At 67.0% G+C, this 20,428-nt stretch carries 16 protein-coding genes and 1 pseudogene; 8 read left to right on the forward strand and 9 right to left on the reverse strand.

What is annotated here, in order from left to right; translation table 11 throughout:
- The first annotated feature begins 98 nt into the window (after positions 1-98).
- Positions 99-524 carry a PACE efflux transporter gene (locus tag OHZ10_RS32200; RefSeq protein ID WP_059240907.1) on the forward strand — a complete coding sequence of 142 codons (426 nt, stop codon included), beginning with the start codon at positions 99-101 and terminating at the stop codon, positions 522-524.
- 38 nt (positions 525-562) lie between these two features.
- On the opposite strand, the gene OHZ10_RS32205 is transcribed toward OHZ10_RS32200, so the two are convergent.
- From OHZ10_RS32205 to OHZ10_RS32230, 6 genes and pseudogenes are all read right to left on the reverse strand, one after another.
- Positions 563-1,327, reverse strand: coding sequence for a hypothetical protein (locus OHZ10_RS32205; protein WP_226196204.1), 765 nt, complete (start codon positions 1,325-1,327; stop codon positions 563-565).
- A gap of 129 nt (positions 1,328-1,456) precedes the next feature.
- Positions 1,457-2,083 carry a trimeric intracellular cation channel family protein gene (locus OHZ10_RS32210; RefSeq protein ID WP_174993870.1) on the reverse strand — a complete coding sequence of 209 codons (627 nt, stop codon included), beginning with the start codon at positions 2,081-2,083 and terminating at the stop codon, positions 1,457-1,459.
- Positions 2,084-2,379: 296 nt separating this feature from the next.
- Positions 2,380-3,327: a choline ABC transporter substrate-binding protein gene (locus tag OHZ10_RS32215; RefSeq protein WP_059239056.1), complete on the reverse strand. Its 948-nt coding sequence runs from the start codon at positions 3,325-3,327 to the stop codon at positions 2,380-2,382.
- A 103-nt stretch (positions 3,328-3,430) separates the two neighbouring features.
- Positions 3,431-4,429 (reverse strand): GlxA family transcriptional regulator, encoded by a 999-nt coding sequence (locus OHZ10_RS32220; RefSeq protein ID WP_046549694.1) that lies wholly within the window; start codon positions 4,427-4,429, stop codon positions 3,431-3,433.
- A gap of 109 nt (positions 4,430-4,538) precedes the next feature.
- Entirely contained in the window at positions 4,539-5,435 is an 897-nt protein-coding gene (gene choW / locus OHZ10_RS32225) for a choline ABC transporter permease subunit (RefSeq protein WP_059239052.1), read from the reverse strand.
- Positions 5,428-6,879, reverse strand: a pseudogene (locus OHZ10_RS32230) (quaternary amine ABC transporter ATP-binding protein); the annotation flags it as partial. The pseudogene OHZ10_RS32230 and the gene choW, both read right to left, overlap by 8 nt.
- A gap of 335 nt (positions 6,880-7,214) precedes the next feature.
- Between OHZ10_RS32230 and OHZ10_RS32235 the strand changes: the two are divergent.
- The 3 genes from OHZ10_RS32235 (at position 7,215) to OHZ10_RS32245 (ending at position 12,657) form a co-directional block, all read left to right on the forward strand.
- A complete protein-coding gene (locus OHZ10_RS32235) occupies positions 7,215-10,544 on the forward strand; it encodes a DUF2339 domain-containing protein (RefSeq protein WP_342705362.1) in 3,330 nt (1,109 codons plus the stop codon).
- Positions 10,541-11,899, forward strand: coding sequence for a DUF3999 domain-containing protein (locus OHZ10_RS32240; protein WP_342705363.1), 1,359 nt, complete (start codon positions 10,541-10,543; stop codon positions 11,897-11,899). Before OHZ10_RS32235 ends, OHZ10_RS32240 begins: the two co-directional genes overlap by 4 nt.
- Before the next feature lie 185 nt (positions 11,900-12,084).
- Positions 12,085-12,657 (forward strand): lytic transglycosylase domain-containing protein, encoded by a 573-nt coding sequence (locus OHZ10_RS32245; RefSeq protein ID WP_256087174.1) that lies wholly within the window; start codon positions 12,085-12,087, stop codon positions 12,655-12,657.
- Between the two features lie 15 nt (positions 12,658-12,672).
- On the opposite strand, the gene OHZ10_RS32250 is transcribed toward OHZ10_RS32245, so the two are convergent.
- The 3 genes from OHZ10_RS32250 to OHZ10_RS32260 form a co-directional block, all read right to left on the reverse strand.
- Positions 12,673-13,371, reverse strand: coding sequence for a winged helix-turn-helix domain-containing protein (locus OHZ10_RS32250; protein WP_342705365.1), 699 nt, complete (start codon positions 13,369-13,371; stop codon positions 12,673-12,675).
- A 28-nt stretch (positions 13,372-13,399) separates the two neighbouring features.
- Positions 13,400-15,484 (reverse strand): potassium-transporting ATPase subunit KdpB, encoded by a 2,085-nt coding sequence (gene kdpB / locus OHZ10_RS32255; protein ID WP_340625770.1) that lies wholly within the window; start codon positions 15,482-15,484, stop codon positions 13,400-13,402.
- 361 nt (positions 15,485-15,845) lie between these two features.
- Entirely contained in the window at positions 15,846-16,634 is a 789-nt protein-coding gene (locus OHZ10_RS32260; RefSeq protein WP_059239040.1) for a GNAT family N-acetyltransferase, read from the reverse strand.
- A 281-nt stretch (positions 16,635-16,915) separates the two neighbouring features.
- Between OHZ10_RS32260 and OHZ10_RS32265 the strand changes: the two genes are divergently transcribed.
- The 4 genes from OHZ10_RS32265 (at position 16,916) to OHZ10_RS32280 (ending at position 19,636) form a co-directional block, all read left to right on the forward strand.
- On the forward strand, positions 16,916-17,221 hold the full coding sequence (locus tag OHZ10_RS32265; RefSeq protein ID WP_059239038.1) for an NIPSNAP family protein: 306 nt from the start codon (positions 16,916-16,918) through the stop codon (positions 17,219-17,221).
- 310 nt (positions 17,222-17,531) lie between these two features.
- Complete coding sequence (locus OHZ10_RS32270) at positions 17,532-18,182, forward strand: NADPH-dependent FMN reductase (protein ID WP_059239036.1); 651 nt, start codon at positions 17,532-17,534, stop codon at positions 18,180-18,182.
- A 237-nt stretch (positions 18,183-18,419) separates the two neighbouring features.
- Complete coding sequence (locus OHZ10_RS32275) at positions 18,420-18,638, forward strand: hypothetical protein (RefSeq protein ID WP_006480563.1); 219 nt, start codon at positions 18,420-18,422, stop codon at positions 18,636-18,638.
- Between the two features lie 95 nt (positions 18,639-18,733).
- Positions 18,734-19,636 carry a hypothetical protein gene (locus tag OHZ10_RS32280; protein ID WP_059239033.1) on the forward strand — a complete coding sequence of 301 codons (903 nt, stop codon included), beginning with the start codon at positions 18,734-18,736 and terminating at the stop codon, positions 19,634-19,636.
- Positions 19,637-20,428: the final 792 nt, after the last annotated feature.

The following is a 20,428-nucleotide window of genomic DNA, read 5'->3' on the forward strand; positions in this document are numbered from 1 at the left end:
TGAGATTAGGTGAATTGAAGCGGGCGTGCAACGCGGGTAGCCTTGCGGGACGTCGCGGCACGAGGCCGCGGCGGGTGCCGTCGAACCGGAGGAACAACGTGCAAGGCCTACCGCGCAGGATCACGCAGGCGGTGCTCTACGAAGCGATCGCCATTTCCTGCATCTCGCCCGCGATCGCGGCGATCTTCAAGCAGGATCTCGTCTATTCGGGCGCGCTGTCGGCGACGATGTCGGCGATCGCGCTGCTGTGGAACATGATCTTCAACGCGCTGTTCGAGCGCTGGGAAGCATCGCGCCGGCAGCCGGCGCGTACGCTCGGGCGGCGGATCCTGCATGCGACCGGATTCGAAGGCGGGCTGATCTTCATCCTCGTGCCGGTCGTGTCGTGGTGGCTCGACATCTCGTGGTTCGACGCGTTCGTCGTCGATATCGGGCTGTTCGCATTTTTCTTCTGCTACGCGTTCGTGTTCCAGTGGGCGTTCGATCGCGTATTCGATGTGCCGGCGGCGACGAAGGGGTTGTGACGCGGGCGCATGGCGCTCGTTGTAGATGACAGGGGCGATCAGATCCGGTCGAAGTTGAACGGCGTCACGTCCGGCAAGCCGTCGACCCGCTGTATGTCGACGCCGCACCACGCGCCGATCATGCCGGCCGTGCGGCGCGCTTGCTCGCCATCGTTGATCCGCCCCATCAGGTCGATCGGCCGGTGGTTGCGAAACACGAGCACGAGCTGCGCCAGATCGTTCTGGATCCTCACCAGCGAGCCGCCCACGACTGCGCCGTCGATGCTTCGCCGACCGCCGACCAGCAGATGCGCCAGATCGCGGCACGCGTAGGTATTCAGCACCGGCTTGCGCAGCAGGCGCGTGGTGCTGATATCGATCCACCGTTCGTCGTCACGCCAGCAGAAGCGGGTTTCGCGCAGCGGGCCGGCGAACCAGCGCGAACGCATCAGCTTGCGGCCGATCCAGATCAGCAGCGCACCCACTCCGACGATGAACACACCGAAGACGCCGAGCCCGAGCCATTCGTACCATGCTTGCAATTCGTCGCCGGTCACGCTTCCGGCAAGCAGCGGTACGCCGGTCATGCAGGCCAGTCCCAACGCACTCAGGCCAAAGCCGAACGACCACCACACGAAGTGACCGACGCGCATGCGCCGCGGCGACAGGATCAGGTTTCGACCGTCGGGCACGCACGCATAACCGGCCTCGAACACCCACCGGTCCGGCGTCAGCGGCCAGATCATCATGCAGAGCAGGCCGAGTGCGGCAAGCACCAGCGTGGTCCAGCCCAGGATTGCTTCGACGAGAGGCGACATAGGCATACCCGATTGCGATCCGCTGCACTGCGCGAAACGGACGTCCGGTCCGGTTCAATCGTCGCGATGCTGTCCGATCCCCCGCCGGGCGGCAAGCGGATGCGACAGCGTGAAATATCTTTCTGGAACGGCTTCTTACGCGCCGGCGGCGATTTTGGGCAGCTGCCAGCCGTAGCGCACGGCCGCCATCCGCAGCGCAAAGCACGCGATGCCGCCGAGCACGGCCGCACCGACGGGCGGGCATCCGAGCCGCCTGCACGACACGACAACGACCGCGCCCAGCAGCGCCGCGCTCGCATAGATATCCGTGACCAGCACGACCGGTATCCGCGCGAGCAGCACGTCGCGCACGACGCCGCCGCCGCAACCGGTCACGGCGCCCATCAGCGTCGCGATGAACGGGTGGACGCGGAATTCGAGCGCCTTCACCGCACCCGCGACCGCAAACAACGCGAGGCCGGCCGCATCGAGCGTCGTGAGCATCGACGGCGAAAATTCGGCCACCCGCGCATGAAAGACGAACGCGAACAACCCGGCCGCGAACGCGAGCGCCGGATAACGCCAGTCGCTGACGGCACTGGGCGGCCGCGCGCCAATCAGCAGGTCGCGGATCACGCCGCCGCCAAGCGCGACGACGAGCGACAACACCATCACGCCGAACAGGTCGAGCCCGGCGCCGATCGCCGCATTCGCGCCCTCGATCGCGAACACCACCGTGCCCGCGAGATCGGCGGCGAGCACGACTTGTTCGATGCGCTTCATGCGCGTGAATGGCCGCGATGCGGCATCGTCCGGCTGCAGCCTGCGTCGCGACGCGCTGACGCGCCGTTCGGCCGCCTGTCAGCTTCCTGCCGCCATCCGGATACTTCAAACGTACTGCGGATCATTGCCGCCTCCTCGATCGGGATCGAGCAGTCTAGCGCATCGTCCGCTCACCGACGGGCCGCGCGTGACGCGACAAGCAAAAAGCCGGCGGAAGCAGGATGGGCATCCCGCTTCCGCCGGCTCGAGAACACGTCAGGCTTCCGGCCGAAACCGCACAGCCCGATGCGTCAGGCTCAATGCACGCCGAGGTAGGCCTTCACCGCCGGCAGACCCGGCTTGCCGTCGAGCGTCGTCACGCCGGCGAGCCACTTGTCGAGCGCCTGCGGGTTCGCCTTCAGCCACTCGGCCGCCGCCTTGTTCGGGTCTTCCTTGTTCATGATCGGCACCATCACGTGGTTCTCGATCGTCGTCGTGAACTGCAGGTTCGACACGAACTTCGCGACGTTCGGGCAGCGCTGCGAGTAGTCGGGCGGCGTGGCCGTCAGCACCTTCGCTTCGCCGTAGTTCGGACCGAATACGTCGTCGCCGCCGGTCAGGTAATCGATCTTCATCTGCACGTTCATCGGATGCGGTTCCCAGCCGAGAAACACGATCCACTGCTTGTCGCGCGCCGCCCGGTTCACCTCGACCAGCATCCCGGCCTCGCTCGACTCGACCAGCTTGAACTTGCCGAGCCCGAACTGGTTGCTGTCGATCATCTTCTTGATCAACTGGTTGCCGTCGTTACCCGGCTCGATCCCGTAGATCTTGCCGTTGAGCTTGTCCGCGTACTTCTGGATGTCCGCGAACGACTTCAGGCCGCCCTGGTACACATAGTCGGGCACCGCCAGCGTGTATTTCGCGCCGGTCAGGTTCGGCGTCGCGAGCACCTTGATCGTGCCGGCCTTCGTGAACGGCTGGATGATCGGGTCCATCGTCGGCGACCAGTAGCCGAGGAACACGTCGATCTGCTTGCTCTTGATCCCGGCGAACGTGATCGGCACCGAGGCGATCGTCTTCGTCGGGTTGTAGCCGAGGCCCTGCAGCATCGTCGACGCGAGACCCGTGGTCGCCGCGATGTCGGACCAGCCGACATCCGCGAAGCGCACGTTCTTGCATACGGGCGGATCGGCCGCATAAACGGCCGACATCGGCGCGGTTATCCCGATTCCGCACACCGCTGCGATCAATAGGCGCTTCATCTTGCTTCTCCTCAAAGTGATGTCGTTTGCTTGAATGCGGGATCGTTTATTGAAGCCGCGCGCCGCGATCCCGGCGACGTCGCGGACCGGATGCATCCGTCGATCAGCGCCCCGGCAACCGGCGCTCGTAGCTCGGCGCGTGGCCGAACTGCGCGCGGTAGGCTTTGCTGAAATGACATGGCGAATGAAAGCCGCAAACCGTCGTCACGCGCGCGATCGACGCGTCGGTCGTGCGCAGCAGGTCGCGCGCGCGTTTCAGGCGCAGCGTCAGGTAATAGTGGGTCGGCGATACGTTCAAATACACCTTGAACATCCGCTGCAGGTGCCGCTGCGACAGCCGCACGAGCCGCGCGAGTTCCTCGAGCGACAGCGGCTCCTCGATGTTCGCTTCCATCAGCCGCACGACCTCGATCAGCTCGGCGCGCGAGAAGCCGACACGTGCATCCACCGGAATCGGCTGCGTATCGGTCGAGCTGCGGATGCGCTCCAGGATGAACTGCTCGGACACCTGCGCGGCCAGTTGCTGGCCGAAGCGCATGCCGACGAGATTCAGCATCAGGTCGAGCGGCGCGGTGCCGCCGGTACAGGTCAGCCGGTCGCGGTCGACGACGAACAGCTCGTCGGCGAAGCCGACCTGCGGAAACTCGGAATGCAGCGCCGACAGGTTCTCCCAGTGCACGGTACAGCGATAGCCGTCGAGCAGCCCGCTCGACATCAGCGCGTACGCGCCCGTGCAGATGCCGCCGAGCGGCAGCCCGCGTTCGGCGAGCGCCGCGAGCGTGTCGCGCGCGCCCTCGTCTACCACGTCGCGGATACGGATGCCGCCGCACACGATCATCACGTCGGGCAGGTTCGTGTAGTCGAGCGCCTGCGTGGGCCGCACCGCGATACCGTTGCTGGCGTGTGCGGGTGCGCCGTCGAGCGAGTAGATCGACCACTTGTAGTGGTCGGCGCGCCCGACGTAATTCGCCATCCGAAGCACTTCGACCGCGCTCGAGAACGCGATCATCGAGAAGTTCGGCAGCGTCAGGAAGCCGAAATGGGCGAGGGACGAAACCGGTGAAACGCAGGCGGCGGGCGCGACAGCGACGGCGGACGTCACATCGGTCTCCTGGCGAGGAGGTTGCAGGGGGCCACCCCCGCGGCCGAAGCCGCGGAAGTCGTTATCTATATTCAGGGTGAGCGGCCGGAGGCACTCCGGCCGCCGGAGGTCACGCCTGTGCGGGCGCAGCCTTCACACGAAAGAGCTGCTTGAGACCGGCGAACAGCGGTGCCTTCACGGTGCCCGGCGCGCGGCCGAAGCTTTCGGTGATGCGGTCGAGAATGATCGCGAGCAGCACGACCGACAGACCGCTTTCGAAACCGAGGCCGATGTCGAGGCGCTGGATACTGGCGAGCACGTCGTTGCCGAGACCACCCGCGCCGACCATCGACGCGATGATCACCATCGACAGCGCCATCATGATCGTCTGGTTCACGCCCTGCATGATCGACGGCAACGCATTCGGGAACTGCACCTTGTACAGCAGCTGCCACGGCGTGCAGCCGAACGCCTGGCCGGCTTCGACGATCTCGCGGTTCACGTGGCGGATACCGAGGCTCGTCAGGCGCACCGCCGGCGGCATCGCGAAGATCACCGTCGACAGGATCCCCGGCACGCGGCCGAGACCGAACAGCATCGCGGCCGGAATCAGGTAGACGAAGGCCGGCATCGTCTGCATCAGGTCGAGGATCGGGCGCACGATCGCGGCAACCCACTTGCTCTTCGCGGCCCAGACGCCGAGCGGAATGCCAAGCACGAGACTGATGATCGTCGAAGACAGCGTGAGGCCGAGCGTGATGACCGTTTGATCCCAGAAACCCGTCGCGAAGATCAGCAGCAACGACGCGGTGGTGAACAGCGCGAAGCGCCAGCCCACCCGCCACAGCCCGACGCCGATGAAGATCGCCATCATCAGCCACATCGGGATCGCCTGCAGGCTGTGCTCGACGAATGCCGCGAGACCTTCGATCGCCTGACCGATCGCGTCGAACGTCTTCGCATCGTGGTCGAGCAGGTAGTGAACGGACTGGTCGACCCAGGTACCGAGCGGAATCATTTCAGACATGGGAGCCTCGCGAACGCGTGATGGCCTTCAGGATGAGTGCACGATCGACCGAGCCGCAGTAGCAGCCGTCGTCGTCGACGACGGGCAGTGCATTCGGGCTGGCGACCACACGCGCGACGACATGTTCGAGCGACGCGTCGCGCCGGATGCTTTCGATCGGCCGCACCGACGGGGTGTCCTGACCGATCGCGTCGCGCGTGACGAAGCCGCGGATCTTGCGGGCGGCGTCGAGCACGAACGCGTATTCGGCGCTGCCGTTCAGCGTCGCCGCGACGTTCGCGGCATCGCACTTCGACACGATCGGCACGGCGCCCGTCTGCATCAGGTCGCCGGCCGTGAGGTAGCGGCTGGTGTCGATGCCGTCGAAGAACGCACGCACGTAATCGTCGGCCGGGTTCGCGATGATGTCCTGCGGCGTGCCGACCTGCACGAGGCGGCCACCCTCCATGATCGCGATGCGGTTGCCGATGCGCAGCGCTTCTTCCAGATCGTGCGACACGAACATGATCGTGCGGCGCTGTTCCTTCTGCAGTTGCAGCAGCACATCCTGCATTTCGCGGCGCTTGAGCGGGTCGAGCGCGGAGAACGCCTCGTCCATGATCATCAGCGACGGGTTCACGGCCAGCGCACGGGCGAGGCCGACGCGCTGCTGCATGCCGCCCGACAACTCGGACGGCAGCTTGTGCGAGAACGGCGCCAGGCCGACCTGCTCGAGCACTTCCATCGCGCGGCGTTCGCGTTCCTTCTTGCCCATGCCCGCGACTTCCAGGCCGAATGCGGCATTCGACACCACGGTGCGATGCGGCATCAGCGCGAACGACTGGAACACCATGCTCATGTCCTTGCGGCGCAGCGCGGTCAGCGCCGAGCGGCGTGCCGACGCGACGTCGAGCCCGTCGATCATCACCTTGCCGGCGCTCGGATCGACCAGCCGGTTCACGAGGCGGATCAGCGTGGACTTGCCGGAGCCGGACAGGCCCATCAATACAAAAATTTCGCCTTCCTGCACATCGAAGGAGACGTTGTGCACGCCGACGACCTGACCGGTGCGCTTGAGCACATCGTCTTTCGTCGCGCCGGCGGCGAGCATGTCGAGCGCCTGCTGCGGATTGCTTCCAAACACCTTGCACAGACCTTCGACCACGACCTTGGGGGCATCCATCGAAACCTTCTCCTCGTGTAGCGGGGACTCGCGCTTGTCATAGCGTGCCTACATAGTTGCCAGAAAAAACCCCGACCTGCCGACGAATTACGACAAACGCTTGCGCAAATACGACACGGGCTCCAGCCCCGCCTGGCGGGCCGCGCCATGCGGCGGCACCCGATTGCGGCGGCGCAGTACGCGCACACCCAGCAACGGCGGGCGTCGCCCGTCGGACTTGTGCGCAGCAGCGCGGCGCGCATCGCACGAGAATTTGCGCCAATGCGCATCGGCCGCACGTCGCTTTCCGACAAATTCACGTCCGATCCGGCGGCGATCTGCTCAGACGAAAACACGTATCGCATTCGCCGGTAAAAAGCATGACCGTGCAAAAAGCCGTTCGACGACACCGGACGGCGCACGCCGCGATACCGCGCGAAGCCCGGAAATCCGCGACGGGCCGCTGTGATACATTCCCCGCAAACACGCTGATCGCGACGTTGCCGCAGGCCTTTCGCACGAGGGTCCACCCATACGGCGCGCGCATGCCGGTTCGCCTGCCGGCCGTGCTGAAACCGCCTCGATCCGGTGCGATCCGCGATCGATGGACGATAACGATAGTGAGAGGGAGCAAGGCGTTGAACTGGGCATTCGCCGTAATCGGTTTCGTCGTGGGCGGCATCGCCGCCCTGATCGGGGATTTCTCGGCCGCGAACGGCTCGCTGCTCGGGGCCGCCGTCGGGTTCTGCATCGGTCACGCGCTGCAGCAGCACAAGCTCAAGAACAAGCCAGCCGCGCCCGATGCGTTCGCGATGTCCGCGACCCCGACGCCCACGCCGTTGCCGCTTGCCGATCGCGTCGCGCGCCTCGAAGCGACCGTCGACACGCTCACGCGCGAACTCGACGCGTTGCGCGCCCAGTTGGCAGGCGCGAAGGCCGGCGCGGCAACCGCCGGTGGCGTCGCGCAAACGGCGTCGGCCGGTGCGGCAGCCGCGCCGCCGTCGCCGCCCGTCCCGACGCCGCCCGTACAACCCGCACAACCTGCCATTGCACGGGCAGGCACACCGGCCGCCACCTCGGTACCGGCGCCTGCTCCCGTCAACACCACGGCAACGCCCCCCGCCGCACCGGCCCGCCCTGCCCCGCCCGCGCCGCGCGAACCCGGCATCGTCGACCGTGCATTCGGCGCCGCGCGCGACTGGCTGCTGGGCGGCAACACGGTGGTGCGCGTCGGGATCATCGTGCTGTTCTTCGGCGTCGCGTTCCTGCTCAAGTACGCGGCCGACAACAACATGCTGCCGATCGAATTCCGCCTCGCGGGCACGGCGCTCGCCGCGGCCGCGCTGCTTGCGATCGGCTGGCGCGTGCGCGCGCGACGCGCCGCTTACGGCCTCGTGCTGCAGGGTGGCGGCGTCGGCATCCTGTACCTGACGATCTTCGCCGCGACCAAGCTTTACGCGCTGCTGCCCGTCGGCGCCGCGTTCCCGCTGATGGTCGCGGTCTGCGCGCTGAGCGCGTTCCTCGCGGTGCGGCAGAACGCGCTGCCGCTCGCGTTCATGGGCAGCGCAGGCGGCTTTCTCGCGCCGGTGCTGCTGTCGACCGGCCAGGGCAACCACGTCGCGCTGTTCAGCTACTACGCGCTGCTGAACGCGGGTATCTTCGCGATCGCATGGTTCAAGGCCTGGCGCCCGCTGAACCTGCTCGGCTTCGTGTTCACGTTCACGATCGGCTCCGCGTGGGGCGTGACGGCCTATCGTCCCGCACTGTTCGCGAGCACCGAGCCGTTCCTGATCCTGTTCTTCCTGATGTATGTCGGCATCGCGCTGCTGTATGCGGTGAAACGCGAACTCGCGCTACGGCACTACGTCGACGGCACGCTCGTGTTCGGCACGCCGATCGTCGCGACCGCGCTGCAGGCGTCGCTCGTGAAGGGCATGCCATTCGGGCTCGCGTGGAGCGCGGTCGCGCTGTCGGCGTTCTACGTCGCGGTCGCGGCCTGGCTCGCGCGGCGCCGCGACCGCCTCGGATTGCTGTTCGAATCGATGCTCGCGCTCGCGGTGATCTTCGCGACGCTGGCCGTACCGCTCGCATTCTCGGGCCCGACGACCAGCGCCGCGTGGGCGATCGAAGGCGCGGCCATCGTATGGCTCGCCGTGCGCCAGAAGCGCCTGCTGCCGTTCGGCTTCGGTCTGCTGATGCAGGTCGCCGCGGCCGGCGCGTTCTTCACCAGCCTCCTCGGGGCGGCCGACACCACCACGCTGCCCGTACTCAACAGCCCGTACATCGCGATGCTGCTGATCGCGCTGGCCGGCGTGTTTACCGGCTGGTGGCTGCACGGACGCGACGACGCGCGCGCGTGGCACGCGTGGATGCCTGAAATCGGTGCTGCCGCTGCCGCATGGGGACTGCTGTGGTGGGTCAGCGGCGGGCTGCACGAGATCCTCGTTTATGCGAGCCGTCACGTCGACCTGCATGTCGATCGCTTCGTCGTCGATACGACCGCGCTGTTCGCCGCCGGCACCGCGTGGCTCGCGCATGTCGCGCGCCGCCGGCTTGCGTGGCCGCTCGCCGAATGGCCCGCGCTCGCGCTGGCGCCGGTGCTCGCCCTGCTCGCGCTGCGCGCGTTCGATGCGCATGAAGCGCCGCTGTCCGGCATGGGTGCGTTCGCGTGGCCCATCGTCGTCGGCGCAGGTCTTGCGCTGCTGTGGCGCCAGTCGCGCGGCACGGCCGGCGCCGGGACCGCGAACGGCACGGTGCCATCGATCGCTGCCGGCATCATCGCGCCGCTGCATACGCTGACGTTCTGGACCCTGTGCGGGCTGCTGTCGCTCGAAGGGTTCTGGCGCCTGCGCGCGTTCGTCCCCGAAGGGGCATGGAGCTGGAGCGCGTGGGCGTACGGCTTCGGCGCGCTGCTCCTGCTCGTGTCGGGCCCCGGCTCGCGCCTGCGCTGGCCCGTCGCGGCGTTCCCGCGCGCCTACCAGGTGTGGGGCGCGGCGCCGCTCGCCGCGCTGCTGTGGCTGTGGAGCCTCGCCAGCACGATCAGCGACGGCAGCGCCGCGCCGCTCTTCTGGCTGCCGCTGCTCAATCCGCTCGACGTCGCGCAGTGCCTCGTCTTCGTTGCATTCGCCGTATGGCTGCGCCGCCTGAAAACGCTCGGCATCGCGTGGCATCCGCGCGTCGTCGACTATGCGGCGCTCGCGACCGTGTTCCTGTGGTTCAACGTGCTGATGCTGCGCACGCTGCATCACCGTTTCCACCTGGGTTACGACGTCGACACCGTGCTGTCGTCGTTCGACATCCAGCAGGTGTTCATGGTCGGCTGGAGCCTGTTCGCGTTCGCCGGGATGTGGCTGACGCGCCGCGACGGCATCGCCCGTATCTGTGCGTTCGCGTCGCTGCCGCTGATCGTCGTGATGTGGGTGTGGACCTTCTACGCAAACTTCACGCAGGACGGCGGAAGCTGGGCGCGCGTGCCGCTCTTCAATCCGCTCGATCTCGTGCTCGTGGTCGTCTATGCGCTTGCCGCATCGTGGTTCGTGCGTGCGCGCAAGCTCGGCTGGTCGTTCGGCAAGTACCGCGTCGAACTGCTGAGCGCGGCCGGCGCCACCGCGTTCCTGTGGCTGAACGCGATCCTGCTGCGCACGCTGCACCACTGGGCCGGCGTGCCGTACGAATTCGGCGCGATGGCCGAATCGACGCTCGTGCAGGCGTCGGTGTCCGTGTACTGGACCCTCTGCGCGCTCGCTATCACGATCTGGGCCACGCGCCGCGGACTGCGCCCGCTGTGGTTCGTCGGCGCCGCCCTGCTCGCGCTGACGGTCGTCAAGCTGTTCCTGTTCGACCTGTCGCACGTGACCGGGATCGAGCGCATCGTGTCGTTCATCGGCATCGGCGTGCTGCTGCTGTTGATCGGGTATTTCTCGCCGCTGCCGCCGAAGGCCGCCGCGCAACAGGACGACCAGCCATGACGCGACTCGCCGCCCTGCTCGGACTGAGCCTGCTCGCGTCGTTCGCGGCCGCCGACGGTGCGCCGGACGCCGGACGCGTCACGCAACGCTTCGCGCTCGACCTCGACGGCAGCGCCGCGTATTACCAGCTCACCGTGCCGCAGCCCGTGTATGCGGCGAGCCGGCGCGACGATCTCGGCGACGTGCGCATCTTCAACGGTGCGGGCGAGCCGGTGCCGTATTCGCTCGATGCCCCCGTCGCGGCCGCGCCCGCCGTACCGCCGGCGCGCACGCCGGTGCACTGGTTTCCGCTGCCGCCCGCCCGCGCCGATAACGGCAACGCGCCGCTCGGCGTGACGGTCGGCCCGGACGGCGCGCTGCGCGCGGCGACCGCCGCACCGGCGCGCACGAAGCACGGCGCCGATCTCGTCGACCTGTCGCATGCGGACGGCACCCTCGATGCGCTGCTCGTGCATGTGGGTGACGCCAGCTACCAGGGGCGTGTCGCGATCGAAGCGAGCGACGACCTGCGCAGTTGGCGGTCGCTGGGCAGCACACAGCTGCTGAAGGTCGGCCGCGGCGACGACATGCTGGTGCAGGAACGCATCGCGCTCGAAGGCGCGGCGCCGCGCTACCTGCGGCTGGACTGGCTCGACGGCGCGCCCGCGATCGCGTCGATCGACGTCGAGACGCATCCGCGCGACAGTCGCGGGACCGATACCGCATCCGTGCCGCGCCAGTGGCGCGACGCCGTGCGTGTGCACGCCGGCAGCGCGCCGGGCGAGTATCTGTTCGACACCGACGGCGCGTATCCGGTCGATCGCGTACGCATCGACCTGCCGCAGCCGAACACCGTCGCACGCGCGACGCTGCAGAGCCGCCCCGATGCACAGGCGCCGTGGCGCGACGTTGCGGGCGCCGTGCTGTTCCGGCTGCAGGGCAAGGCCGGCGAGCAGCGCAATCCGCCGCTCGAATTCGCGGCGAATACGGATCGCGCATGGCGGATCGTCGTCGACATGCGCAACGGCGGGTTCGGCGGCGGCCAGCCGGCCATCGCGGTCGGCTGGCATCCTGCCGCGCTGACCTTCGTCGCGCGCGGCACGCCGCCGTTTACGCTCGGCGTCGGCGATGCGTCGCTCGTGTCGTCGGCCGTGAGCCGCGATGCGATGCTGGTCGGCATGGCGCCCGAAGTGCGGCCCGCGCGGGTCGGCGCGGCGCTGCCGGTATCGGCGGTCGCGCCGGTGCCGGCAGCCGATACCGACGCGACGCGCCGCTACGTGCTGTGGGGCGCGCTGGTTGTCGCGGTGGGCGTGCTCGGCACGATCGCATGGCGGCTCGCGAAAGGCGGCGGCGACACGCGCGGCCGCGACGAGTGACATCCCGCGTCTTTATGCGGCGTTTATCCGGCACACCTGTTTCTTTCGACGCTCGCAACGCGTAACTGCGTACAGTCGTCGCATCGGAACCACGATGCGACGACATGCAGGAAACCTATTCATCGCATGACCGGCCGGCACAACGCATGCGTATGCGCCCGGCCCTGCCACTGAAGCGGCTTCTGTTGCTTTTCCCGATCGCGCTGTCGCTATCGGCCACACTGCCCGCGCGTGCCGACGACATGCCGGCGGCACCGGTCGGCGCCGCCAGCACGCCCGATGCATCACCGCCTCCCACCCTCGACACGATCGTCACGGCGCTGCGCAACCGCTTTCACATCGCGTATGCCGAAGCACGCACGATCGCCCGCGCGGTGCAGACCGAGTCGGACCGCTACGGGCTCGCCCCGGCGCTGCTGCTCGCGATCATCGCGGTCGAATCGGGCTTCGATCGCCACGCGACCAGCGTCGCGGGTGCGCGCGGACTGATGCAGGTACTGCCCGCCGCGCATCGCGATCTCGTCGCGCATGTAAAGGATTTGTCCGATCCGGCGACCAACGTACGGATCGGCGCAGCGATCTTCCGCGGCTATCTCGACGATGCAGACGGCGACGTCGAGAGCGCGCTCGTACGCTACAACGGCGGTACGAAGCGCTATGCGCAGCGCGTCGCACTGCGTGTGCAGCAATTCGATGCGCAGTTGCGCCGGTCGAGCGGCATGCCGGCCGACGAACTGCGGACGGCCGCAAACCCCTGAACACACCGCTCCACGTTACGCGGCGCCGGCAAGCCGGTAGCCGACGCCCCTCTCCGTCACGATGTATTCGGGCCGCCGCGGCTCGGACTCCAGCTTGCGCCGCAGATGGCCGACAACCACGCGCAGGTCGTGCGCATCCTTGCCGTGCGCCTTGCCCCACACCTCGCTCAGCAACCGGTCGTGTGTCAGCAGCCGTCCCGCGTGATGCGCGAGGACAGCCAGCAGCCGGTATTCGACCGGGCTCAGATGCACGCGTTCGCCGCCGCGCACCACCTGGCGATCGCCGAGATCGACGATCACGTCGCCGAGGCGCACGCGCACCGCATCGATGCGCCCGCCGCCGGCCTGCCGCCGCAGGTGCGCACGCATCCAAGCGATCAACTCGGCCACGCCGAACGGCTTGGTCAGATAGTCGTCCGCGCCAGCGTCGAGCGCGGCCACCTTGTCGCATTCCGCGCTCCGCGCCGACAGCACGATCAACGGCGCATCCGAGCACGCGCGCAGCGCACGGATCAGTTCGGCGCCACCGAGATCGTGCAGGTTCGTATCCGCGACGATCAGGTCGGGGGGACGGGCGGTCACGACAGCCACGCCTGCGGCGCCGGTCGCGGCCTCGTACACGTGCATGCGTTCGGCCTTCAGCGCGACGCGGACGAAATGCCGGATGAACCTGTCTTCGTCGACGATCGCGATGACGACGGTCGGCTCGCTCATGCGGTCATGCCTCCGCGCGTCACCCTGTTCACGCCCATCCGCATGCAACCAGCACCACGTCGATCAGCTTGATGAACGGGAACGGCAGCAGCACGCCGCCGAGGCCGTACAGCAGCAGGTTCCTGCGCAGCAATGGCGCCGCGCCGAGCGGACGATAGCGCACGCCCTTCAGCGCGAGCGGAATCAGCGCGACAATGATCAGCGCATTGAAGATCACCGCCGACAGGATCGCCGACGCCGGGGACGCGAGATGCATCACGTCGAGCACGCGCAGTTGCGGGTAGGTGGTCGCGAAGGCTGCCGGGATGATCGCGAAGTACTTCGCGATGTCGTTCGCGATCGAGAAAGTCGTCAGCGAGCCGCGCGTCATCAGCATCTGCTTGCCGATCTCGACGATCTCGATCAGCTTCGTCGGGTTCGAATCGAGGTCGACCATGTTGCCGGCCTCCTTCGCCGCCTGCGTGCCGGTGTTCATCGCCACGGCCACGTCGGCCTGCGCGAGCGCCGGCGCGTCGTTGGTGCCGTCGCCCGTCATCGCGACGAGCCGGCCGGCCGCCTGGTGCTCGCGGATCGTCGCGAGCTTGGTTTCCGGCGTCGCTTCCGCGAGGAAGTCGTCGACACCCGCCTCCGCCGCGATCGCCGCGGCCGTCAGCCGGTTGTCGCCCGTCACCATCACGGTCTTGATGCCCATCTTGCGCAGTTCCGCGAAGCGCTCCTTGATGCCGCCCTTCACGATGTCCTTCAGCTCGATCACGCCGAGCACGCGCGCCACGCCGTCGCGCCGCTCCGCGACCGCCAGCGGCGTGCTGCCGCGGCGCGCGATGTCGGTCACGGCCGCCTCGACCTCGCGCGTGACCCGGCCGCCATGCGACGTGACGTAGTGCACGATTGCGTCGGCCGCGCCCTTGCGGATCTCGCGGCCGGGCGCGCCGGGCGACGCCCCAGCAGGAAACAGGTCGACGCCGCTCATCCGCGTCTGTGCGCTGAACGACAGGAATACCGGACGCAGCGCCTGCATGTCGCGCTCGCGCAAATTGAAGCGCTGCTTCGCGAGCACGACGATGCTGCGGCCTTCCGGCGTTTCGTCGGCAAGCGACGACAGTTGGGCCGCATCGGCCAGCGCCTCCTCGGTCACGAACGGCGCGGGCACGAACGCCGCCGCCTGGCGGTTGCCGAGCGTGATCGTGCCGGTCTTGTCGAGCAGCAGCACGTCGACGTCGCCGGCCGCCTCCACCGCGCGGCCCGACGTCGCGATCACGTTCGCCTGCATCATCCGGCTCATCCCGGCCACGCCGATCGCGGACAACAGGCCGCCGATCGTCGTCGGGATCAGGCACACGAGCAGCGCGACGAGCGCGGTGATCGTCACCACGTGGCCGGCCTTCATCGCCTCGACCGAGAACATCGAGAACGGCAGCAGCGTTGCGGTGGCCAGCAGCATCACGATCGTCAGCGCGACGAGCAGGATCGTCAGCGCGATCTCGTTCGGCGTTTTCTTGCGCTTCGCGCCTTCGACCATCGCGATCATCCGGTCGAGGAATGCCTCGCCCGGATTGACGGCGACCCGCACGACGATCCAGTCCGAAAGCACGCGCGTGCCGCCCGTCACCGACGAAAAATCGCCGCCCGATTCGCGGATCACCGGTGCGGATTCGCCCGTGATCGCCGATTCGTCGACCGACGCGACACCTTCGATCACGTCGCCGTCCGCCGGGATCACGTCGCCGGTCTCGACCAGCACGACGTCGCCACGGCGCAGGTCGGTCGACGCCATCACCTCGACGGCGGCCTTCGCACGCGGCGCCGAAAGCTTCTTCGCGACCACGTTGTGTTTCGCACTGCGCAGCGACGCGGCCTGCGCCTTCGAGCGCCCTTCGGCGAGCGCTTCGGCGAAGTTCGCGAACAGCACGGTGAACCACAGCCACAGCGCGATCGCGACGATGAAACCGGCGGGCGCCTCGGCCTGGCCGGCGAGCGCCGCGATCCACAGGAGCGTCGTCAGGATGCTGCCGACGTACACGCAGAACATCACCGGGTTGCGGAACTGCGTGCGCGGCGTGAGCTTCCTGAACGCGTCGGCGATCGCCGGACGCACGAGCGCGGGATCGAACATCGAGCGCGCAGCGGTGCGCGGATGGCCCCGCTGCTCGGGACGCGGGCCTGTCACATGATCGAGAGACATGGCGGTTTTCCTTTTGCCGGCGCGGCGGTGCGGTGGCAGCCGGCATCGGTCAGGCGAGCCGGCTGCCTGCACGCATTCGCACGTGCGGCTTCCGTTTCCACGCAACCATCTTATGAAGATTCGCGTGAAGATCGCGGCAAAGGATCACGTCAGGGCATAAAAAGCGCGTAAACATCCGTTTCGCCGCGATGCGGCGGGGGTGTCTCGAGGGCCGTACACGAGCGGGAGCGCCACACTCCGCTCACGCGATGTCTACGCGGCAAAAGCTGGAAAGGAACCGGGCGCCCGTCGTTCAGCCGAACGTGTAGCGCCCGTGCTGACGCGGCCGCCACGGCGACGAGCGGCAACTTGCGGCGCCGGCCGCGCGTCGTGCCGCCCATCCGGCACCGCGGCGCACACGGAGGTCGCGCCGCGCCACTGCGGCCACGCGCGACGGCAATGCATACGCAAGACGCCGTACGGCCGCGACACGTGCCGCCAGCCGCGACGCCGGCGACACGCGGCGCGAGATACGCGCGACGGGGCGCTTGCAGAGGATCGCGCTCTCGTAGCGCTTGCCGGCAAAGCGCATCACGTCGACCACCTCGAAGCCCTGCGCGCCGTAGAATGCCAGCAGGTGCGCAGCCGGATGCGGCGTATCGAGCGCGAGCAGCGTATAGCCGCGCAACGCGGCCCACTGCTCGGCGAACGACAGCAGCAACGCGCCGATCCCGCGGCTCTGGCACTCGGGGTCCACGGCCACCTGGCGCACGCTCGCGACGCCTTCGCGCCGGTACAGCGAGCACGCCGACGACGGATCGGTCGCATACAGCGTCGCCGTGCCGATCACGCGCCCGCCGCACACGGCGACATAACACTCGCCCGCTTCCGCGCGGCGGCGCGTAACGTCTTCGTCCTGATCGACGCACGTGCAGTTCAGCCCCATCGCGCCGAGCCGCGCGAACGCACGATGCAGCATCGGCGTGAGTTGCGCATAACTGTCGACTGCCGGATCGAAGCGCCGGACGATCACCCGATCGGCGCACACGGAAGGCGGCGCGGCAGGGGTTCGTTCGGCGATCGCGTTCCAGGGTATCGACATTGCCATGCTCCGTGGTTGGGATGCACGAAGTCTATGAGCGCGCCGGTCGCCGTCGCAAGAAAAAATGTCGTAAAAGTTTGGGGAAACGGGCGTGGCAGACGCGATGACGACGGTGTCGTCCGGCGCGCCGCGCTCGCCATTGCGAACGCATGAAAGCACACCGATCGTTGCTCACGCAAGCAACGCGTCGCACGACCGAATCGACGCCTTGCGTGCGCGCCGTTGACACGTGCCGCAACGCGCTCCAGACTCGCGGCTCCCTCACCGCATTGCGAGTGCACATGATTACCTGCTACCTCCGCTACGTCATCGATCCGTACAAGCTCGCCGAGTTCGAAACCTACGGCAAGATGTGGATTCCGCTCGTCGAGCAGTTCGGCGGCACGCATCATGGCTACTTCCTGCCGTCCGAAGGCGCGAGCAACATCGCGCTCGCGATGTTCTCGTTCCCGAGCCTCGCCGAATACGAGCGCTATCGCGAGCGCTCGAAAGACGATCCGGCCTGCCAGGCCGCGTTCCGTTACGCGGAGGAAACGCGGTGCATCGTCAGCTACGAGCGCAGCTTCTTCCGGCCGGTGTTCGCATAACGGGCGACAGCCCGGGGCATCGCACCCTTTTTCCTGGCCTGGACGAAAAAAAGCCCCGCCTGCATCCGCGCGGCGGGGCCAACCCATGTCAGTAGAGACATCATGGAGGAGACGGGCCCATCTTATCGACCGCAGCGTACCGTCCCAACCAAGCATTTCTGCTATCGATCTGCGGGGTCGCACACACGGTCGCCCCCGCCGCGCGGCATATCGATAGAACGAAAAGTCGTTTTCAGAGTGGCGACAGGGTCGTTACCATCTGGTTTTAAGCCTGTGCTTAGCCGGGCAAGCCATCCCCGAGGAGCGCCCCTTGACTGCATTCGATCAACACCGCCGCCCGTTCGTCGTCGGCATCGGCGGTACCACCCGAGCCGCGTCGTCGACCGAACGCGCGCTGTCGTTCGCACTGCGCGGCGCGCAGGCCGCCGGCGCCCGTACGCGCCTGTTCGACGGCCCGTTCCTGCATACGCTGCCGCACTACGCTCCCGAACACAAAACGCTGACCGACGCGCAACACGAGCTGATCGACGCCGTGCGCCAGGCCGACGCGATCATCATCGCGACACCGGGCTATCACGGCGGCGTCTCCGGTCTCGTGAAGAACGCGCTCGACACGCTCGAGGAACTGCGCGCGGACGAACGCCCGTATCTCGACGGCCGCGCAGTCGGCCTGATCGTCACTGCCTACGGCTGGCAGGCGGCCGGCACGGTGCTGACGTCGCTGCGGTCGATCGTTCATGCACTGCGCGGCTGGCCGACGCCGTTCGGCGCAACCGTGAACACGCTGGAAACGCGCTTCGAAAGCGCCGACAGCTGCTCGGATCCGAAGGTCGTCGCGCAACTCGAGACGGTCGGCGCGCAAGCCGCCGAATTCGCGCTCGCGTTCGCGTCGCATCGCGCGACCTCGCATGCGGCATCGGTCGATGCGCTCGCGCCCGTGCTGAAGGTCGCCAACCAGTAATCCCCCTGCATTGCGCCGCGCGCCCCCGCTCGACGAGGTTCGACGGGCGCGCGCGGCACGTCTTCGGATGCGCGGCGCCGGACCATGCACGCCGTCGCCTCCCCCGCGTCGCCCCTCCCCTGCGTACCGCCCCGATAACGATTCAGCCTGCCGCGTGATTAGCATTGGCCGAAAGATTGGTTCACGTCGCCGGCAGGTTTTCGTACGCTGAAAGTCCGAACTCTCTCCGTGCACGCCATGAACCGTACGATCCGCTACAAGGGCTATGAAGTCGCCCCCGCCGCCGCCCGGTTGCCGAACGGGCTGTTCGCCGCCAACCTGACGATCGAACGGGCAAGCGGCGGGCCGTCGCCGCGCTCCGTGTCGTTCGACGCGATCGATTTCTTCTTCGAAGAGGAACACGCGCTCGCCTACGCGTCGCGCTGGGGCCGCCTCTGGGTCGACACGAACGCGTGACGCGCGCGGGGCCGGCGCGCACATGGCCGCTCGAAAATACGTGATTACGGAAGCTATGCAAAAATCTTTCGACCCGTAATCGCACAACAACAGCCATGAGTGACACGCTGCAGGAAGAGCATGCAGCCGCAGATCACGCAATGCGCAACTGGACCTTCGAGAGGCAAGGTCCGGTCCGGATCGGTTCCGATGCGCACATGCAGATGTTCTGCCGCATGCTGCTCGACACACACAACCCGTACAAACCGGCCGTGATCGACTGGCCGGCGCTCAAGCCGGATGAACTCAGGCGGCTCACGTCGCTGCCGATCTGGGACATCGCGGTACAGACCGAAGGCCGCGCGTCGATCCGCGTGGCAACCTACGCGGCAACAGTCGACGATCCGCTGCTGCGCCGCGCGCTCGAGATGGACGGCGGCGAGGAAGCGCGCCACAAGGTCGTACTGTCGAAGCTCGTCGAGGCATACGGCATCCGGCTCGCGCCCGAGCCGGCCTACCCGGCGCCGGCCGATCCCGAATGGTCGTGGATGATGACGGGCTTCAGCGAATGCATCGACAGCTTCTTCGCGTTCGGCCTGTTCCGCTCCGCGCAGCGCTCCGGCTATTTCCCGCCCGAACTCGTCGACACCTTCGAGCCCGTGATCCAGGAAGAAGGCCGCCACATCCTGTTCTTCGCGAACTGGTACGCGTGGTACTGGCGCACCATGCCGTGGTGGCGCCGGCCGTGGTTCTTCGCCCGCGTCGCGGCCGTGTGGGTGCAACTGATCCGCGACCGCATGAACATCGCGCGCGGCATCGATGCCGATGGCGCTGCGCGCGACGCGAATTTTCCGGCAACCGGCACCGCCGACCTCGGCGACGCGCTGAACCCGCGCGAGCTGATCGAGCTGTGTCTCGTGGAGAACGACCGGCGGATGGCCGGGTACGACAGGCGCCTGCTGCGCCCGATGTTCGTGCCGCGGATGGCCCGGCTCGCGCTGCGGTTTCTCAGGAAGTAAGGTCGGGCGTTGCCGCAATCCATGCGGCAAGCGGCCGGTTCGGCCCACATTCGTGGGCCGGATGCGACACGCCCGACACGATCGATCCGCCCCCTTTTCCCTCCGCCACGCCGACGCCCCCTCGGCGTAGCGGACACATTGCCGCACCCAGAATCTGACATTTCGGGCGCCTGGCCCCGGCCGCCGCCCCTCGTCTTTGACAACCCGTCGGCATCGCGCGGGACATCCGTCCCGAAGCCGCGCCCTCGGCGGCCCGGCGTGCGCCCCAATTCCGTCGCAGCACCGATATCACCGATATCGTCAATAGGACAAATCCTATATCTGGATGCCGATAATCCATCTGTCGCTCTGTAGCACTTTTTTACAAATTCGACGAGCCAACCGGCCCGGAACGCCCGTCACGCGGGCAACTGCGCTTGGCGAAATGCGCAGATCAGCACAGTCCAACATCCTGAATTTCAGATTTAATTGATTTATAGATAATCAATAAAAACAGAAACAAACCAGATACAAAATCGAAACCCAATAAATCAACAAAACCATGAACACATTATCAATCAAGACGCCATTTGACATTACAATGATGAAAGAATCGAGGCGCGCGCAAACGTTTGCTATTTCATTTGTCTTACTTTTGAGACGAAAACGCATGTCACCTAGCGCACAAAACAACAATAAGTCATTGATTTATATATAAAAATCAAGAATTCCCCCGAAAAATTCAAACCCTACACGACACATTCTTACATCTTTCAAAATCATTCTCGATAGATACATCAAAACACGATGTAT

It is taken from the genome of Burkholderia arboris, assembly GCF_038723655.1.
GTDB lineage: Bacteria > Pseudomonadota > Gammaproteobacteria > Burkholderiales > Burkholderiaceae > Burkholderia > Burkholderia arboris.

What these genes read in the sequence shown, in the direction of transcription:
- OHZ10_RS32205 (WP_226196204.1), bottom strand. Translation starts at nt 1,327, where the DNA reads ATGCCTATGTCGCCTCTCGTCGAAGCAATCCTGGGCTGGACCACGCTG.
- OHZ10_RS32210 (WP_174993870.1), bottom strand. Translation starts at nt 2,083, where the DNA reads ATGAAGCGCATCGAACAAGTCGTGCTCGCCGCCGATCTCGCGGGCACG.
- OHZ10_RS32215 (WP_059239056.1), bottom strand. Translation starts at nt 3,327, where the DNA reads ATGAAGCGCCTATTGATCGCAGCGGTGTGCGGAATCGGGATAACCGCG.
- choW (WP_059239052.1), bottom strand. Translation starts at nt 5,435, where the DNA reads ATGTCTGAAATGATTCCGCTCGGTACCTGGGTCGACCAGTCCGTTCAC.
- OHZ10_RS32240 (WP_342705363.1), top strand. Translation starts at nt 10,541, where the DNA reads ATGACGCGACTCGCCGCCCTGCTCGGACTGAGCCTGCTCGCGTCGTTC.
- OHZ10_RS32250 (WP_342705365.1), bottom strand. Translation starts at nt 13,371, where the DNA reads ATGAGCGAGCCGACCGTCGTCATCGCGATCGTCGACGAAGACAGGTTC.
- kdpB (WP_340625770.1), bottom strand. Translation starts at nt 15,484, where the DNA reads ATGTTCGATCCCGCGCTCGTGCGTCCGGCGATCGCCGACGCGTTCAGG.
- OHZ10_RS32260 (WP_059239040.1), bottom strand. Translation starts at nt 16,634, where the DNA reads ATGTCGATACCCTGGAACGCGATCGCCGAACGAACCCCTGCCGCGCCG.
- OHZ10_RS32265 (WP_059239038.1), top strand. Translation starts at nt 16,916, where the DNA reads ATGATTACCTGCTACCTCCGCTACGTCATCGATCCGTACAAGCTCGCC.
- OHZ10_RS32275 (WP_006480563.1), top strand. Translation starts at nt 18,420, where the DNA reads ATGAACCGTACGATCCGCTACAAGGGCTATGAAGTCGCCCCCGCCGCC.
- OHZ10_RS32280 (WP_059239033.1), top strand. Translation starts at nt 18,734, where the DNA reads ATGAGTGACACGCTGCAGGAAGAGCATGCAGCCGCAGATCACGCAATG.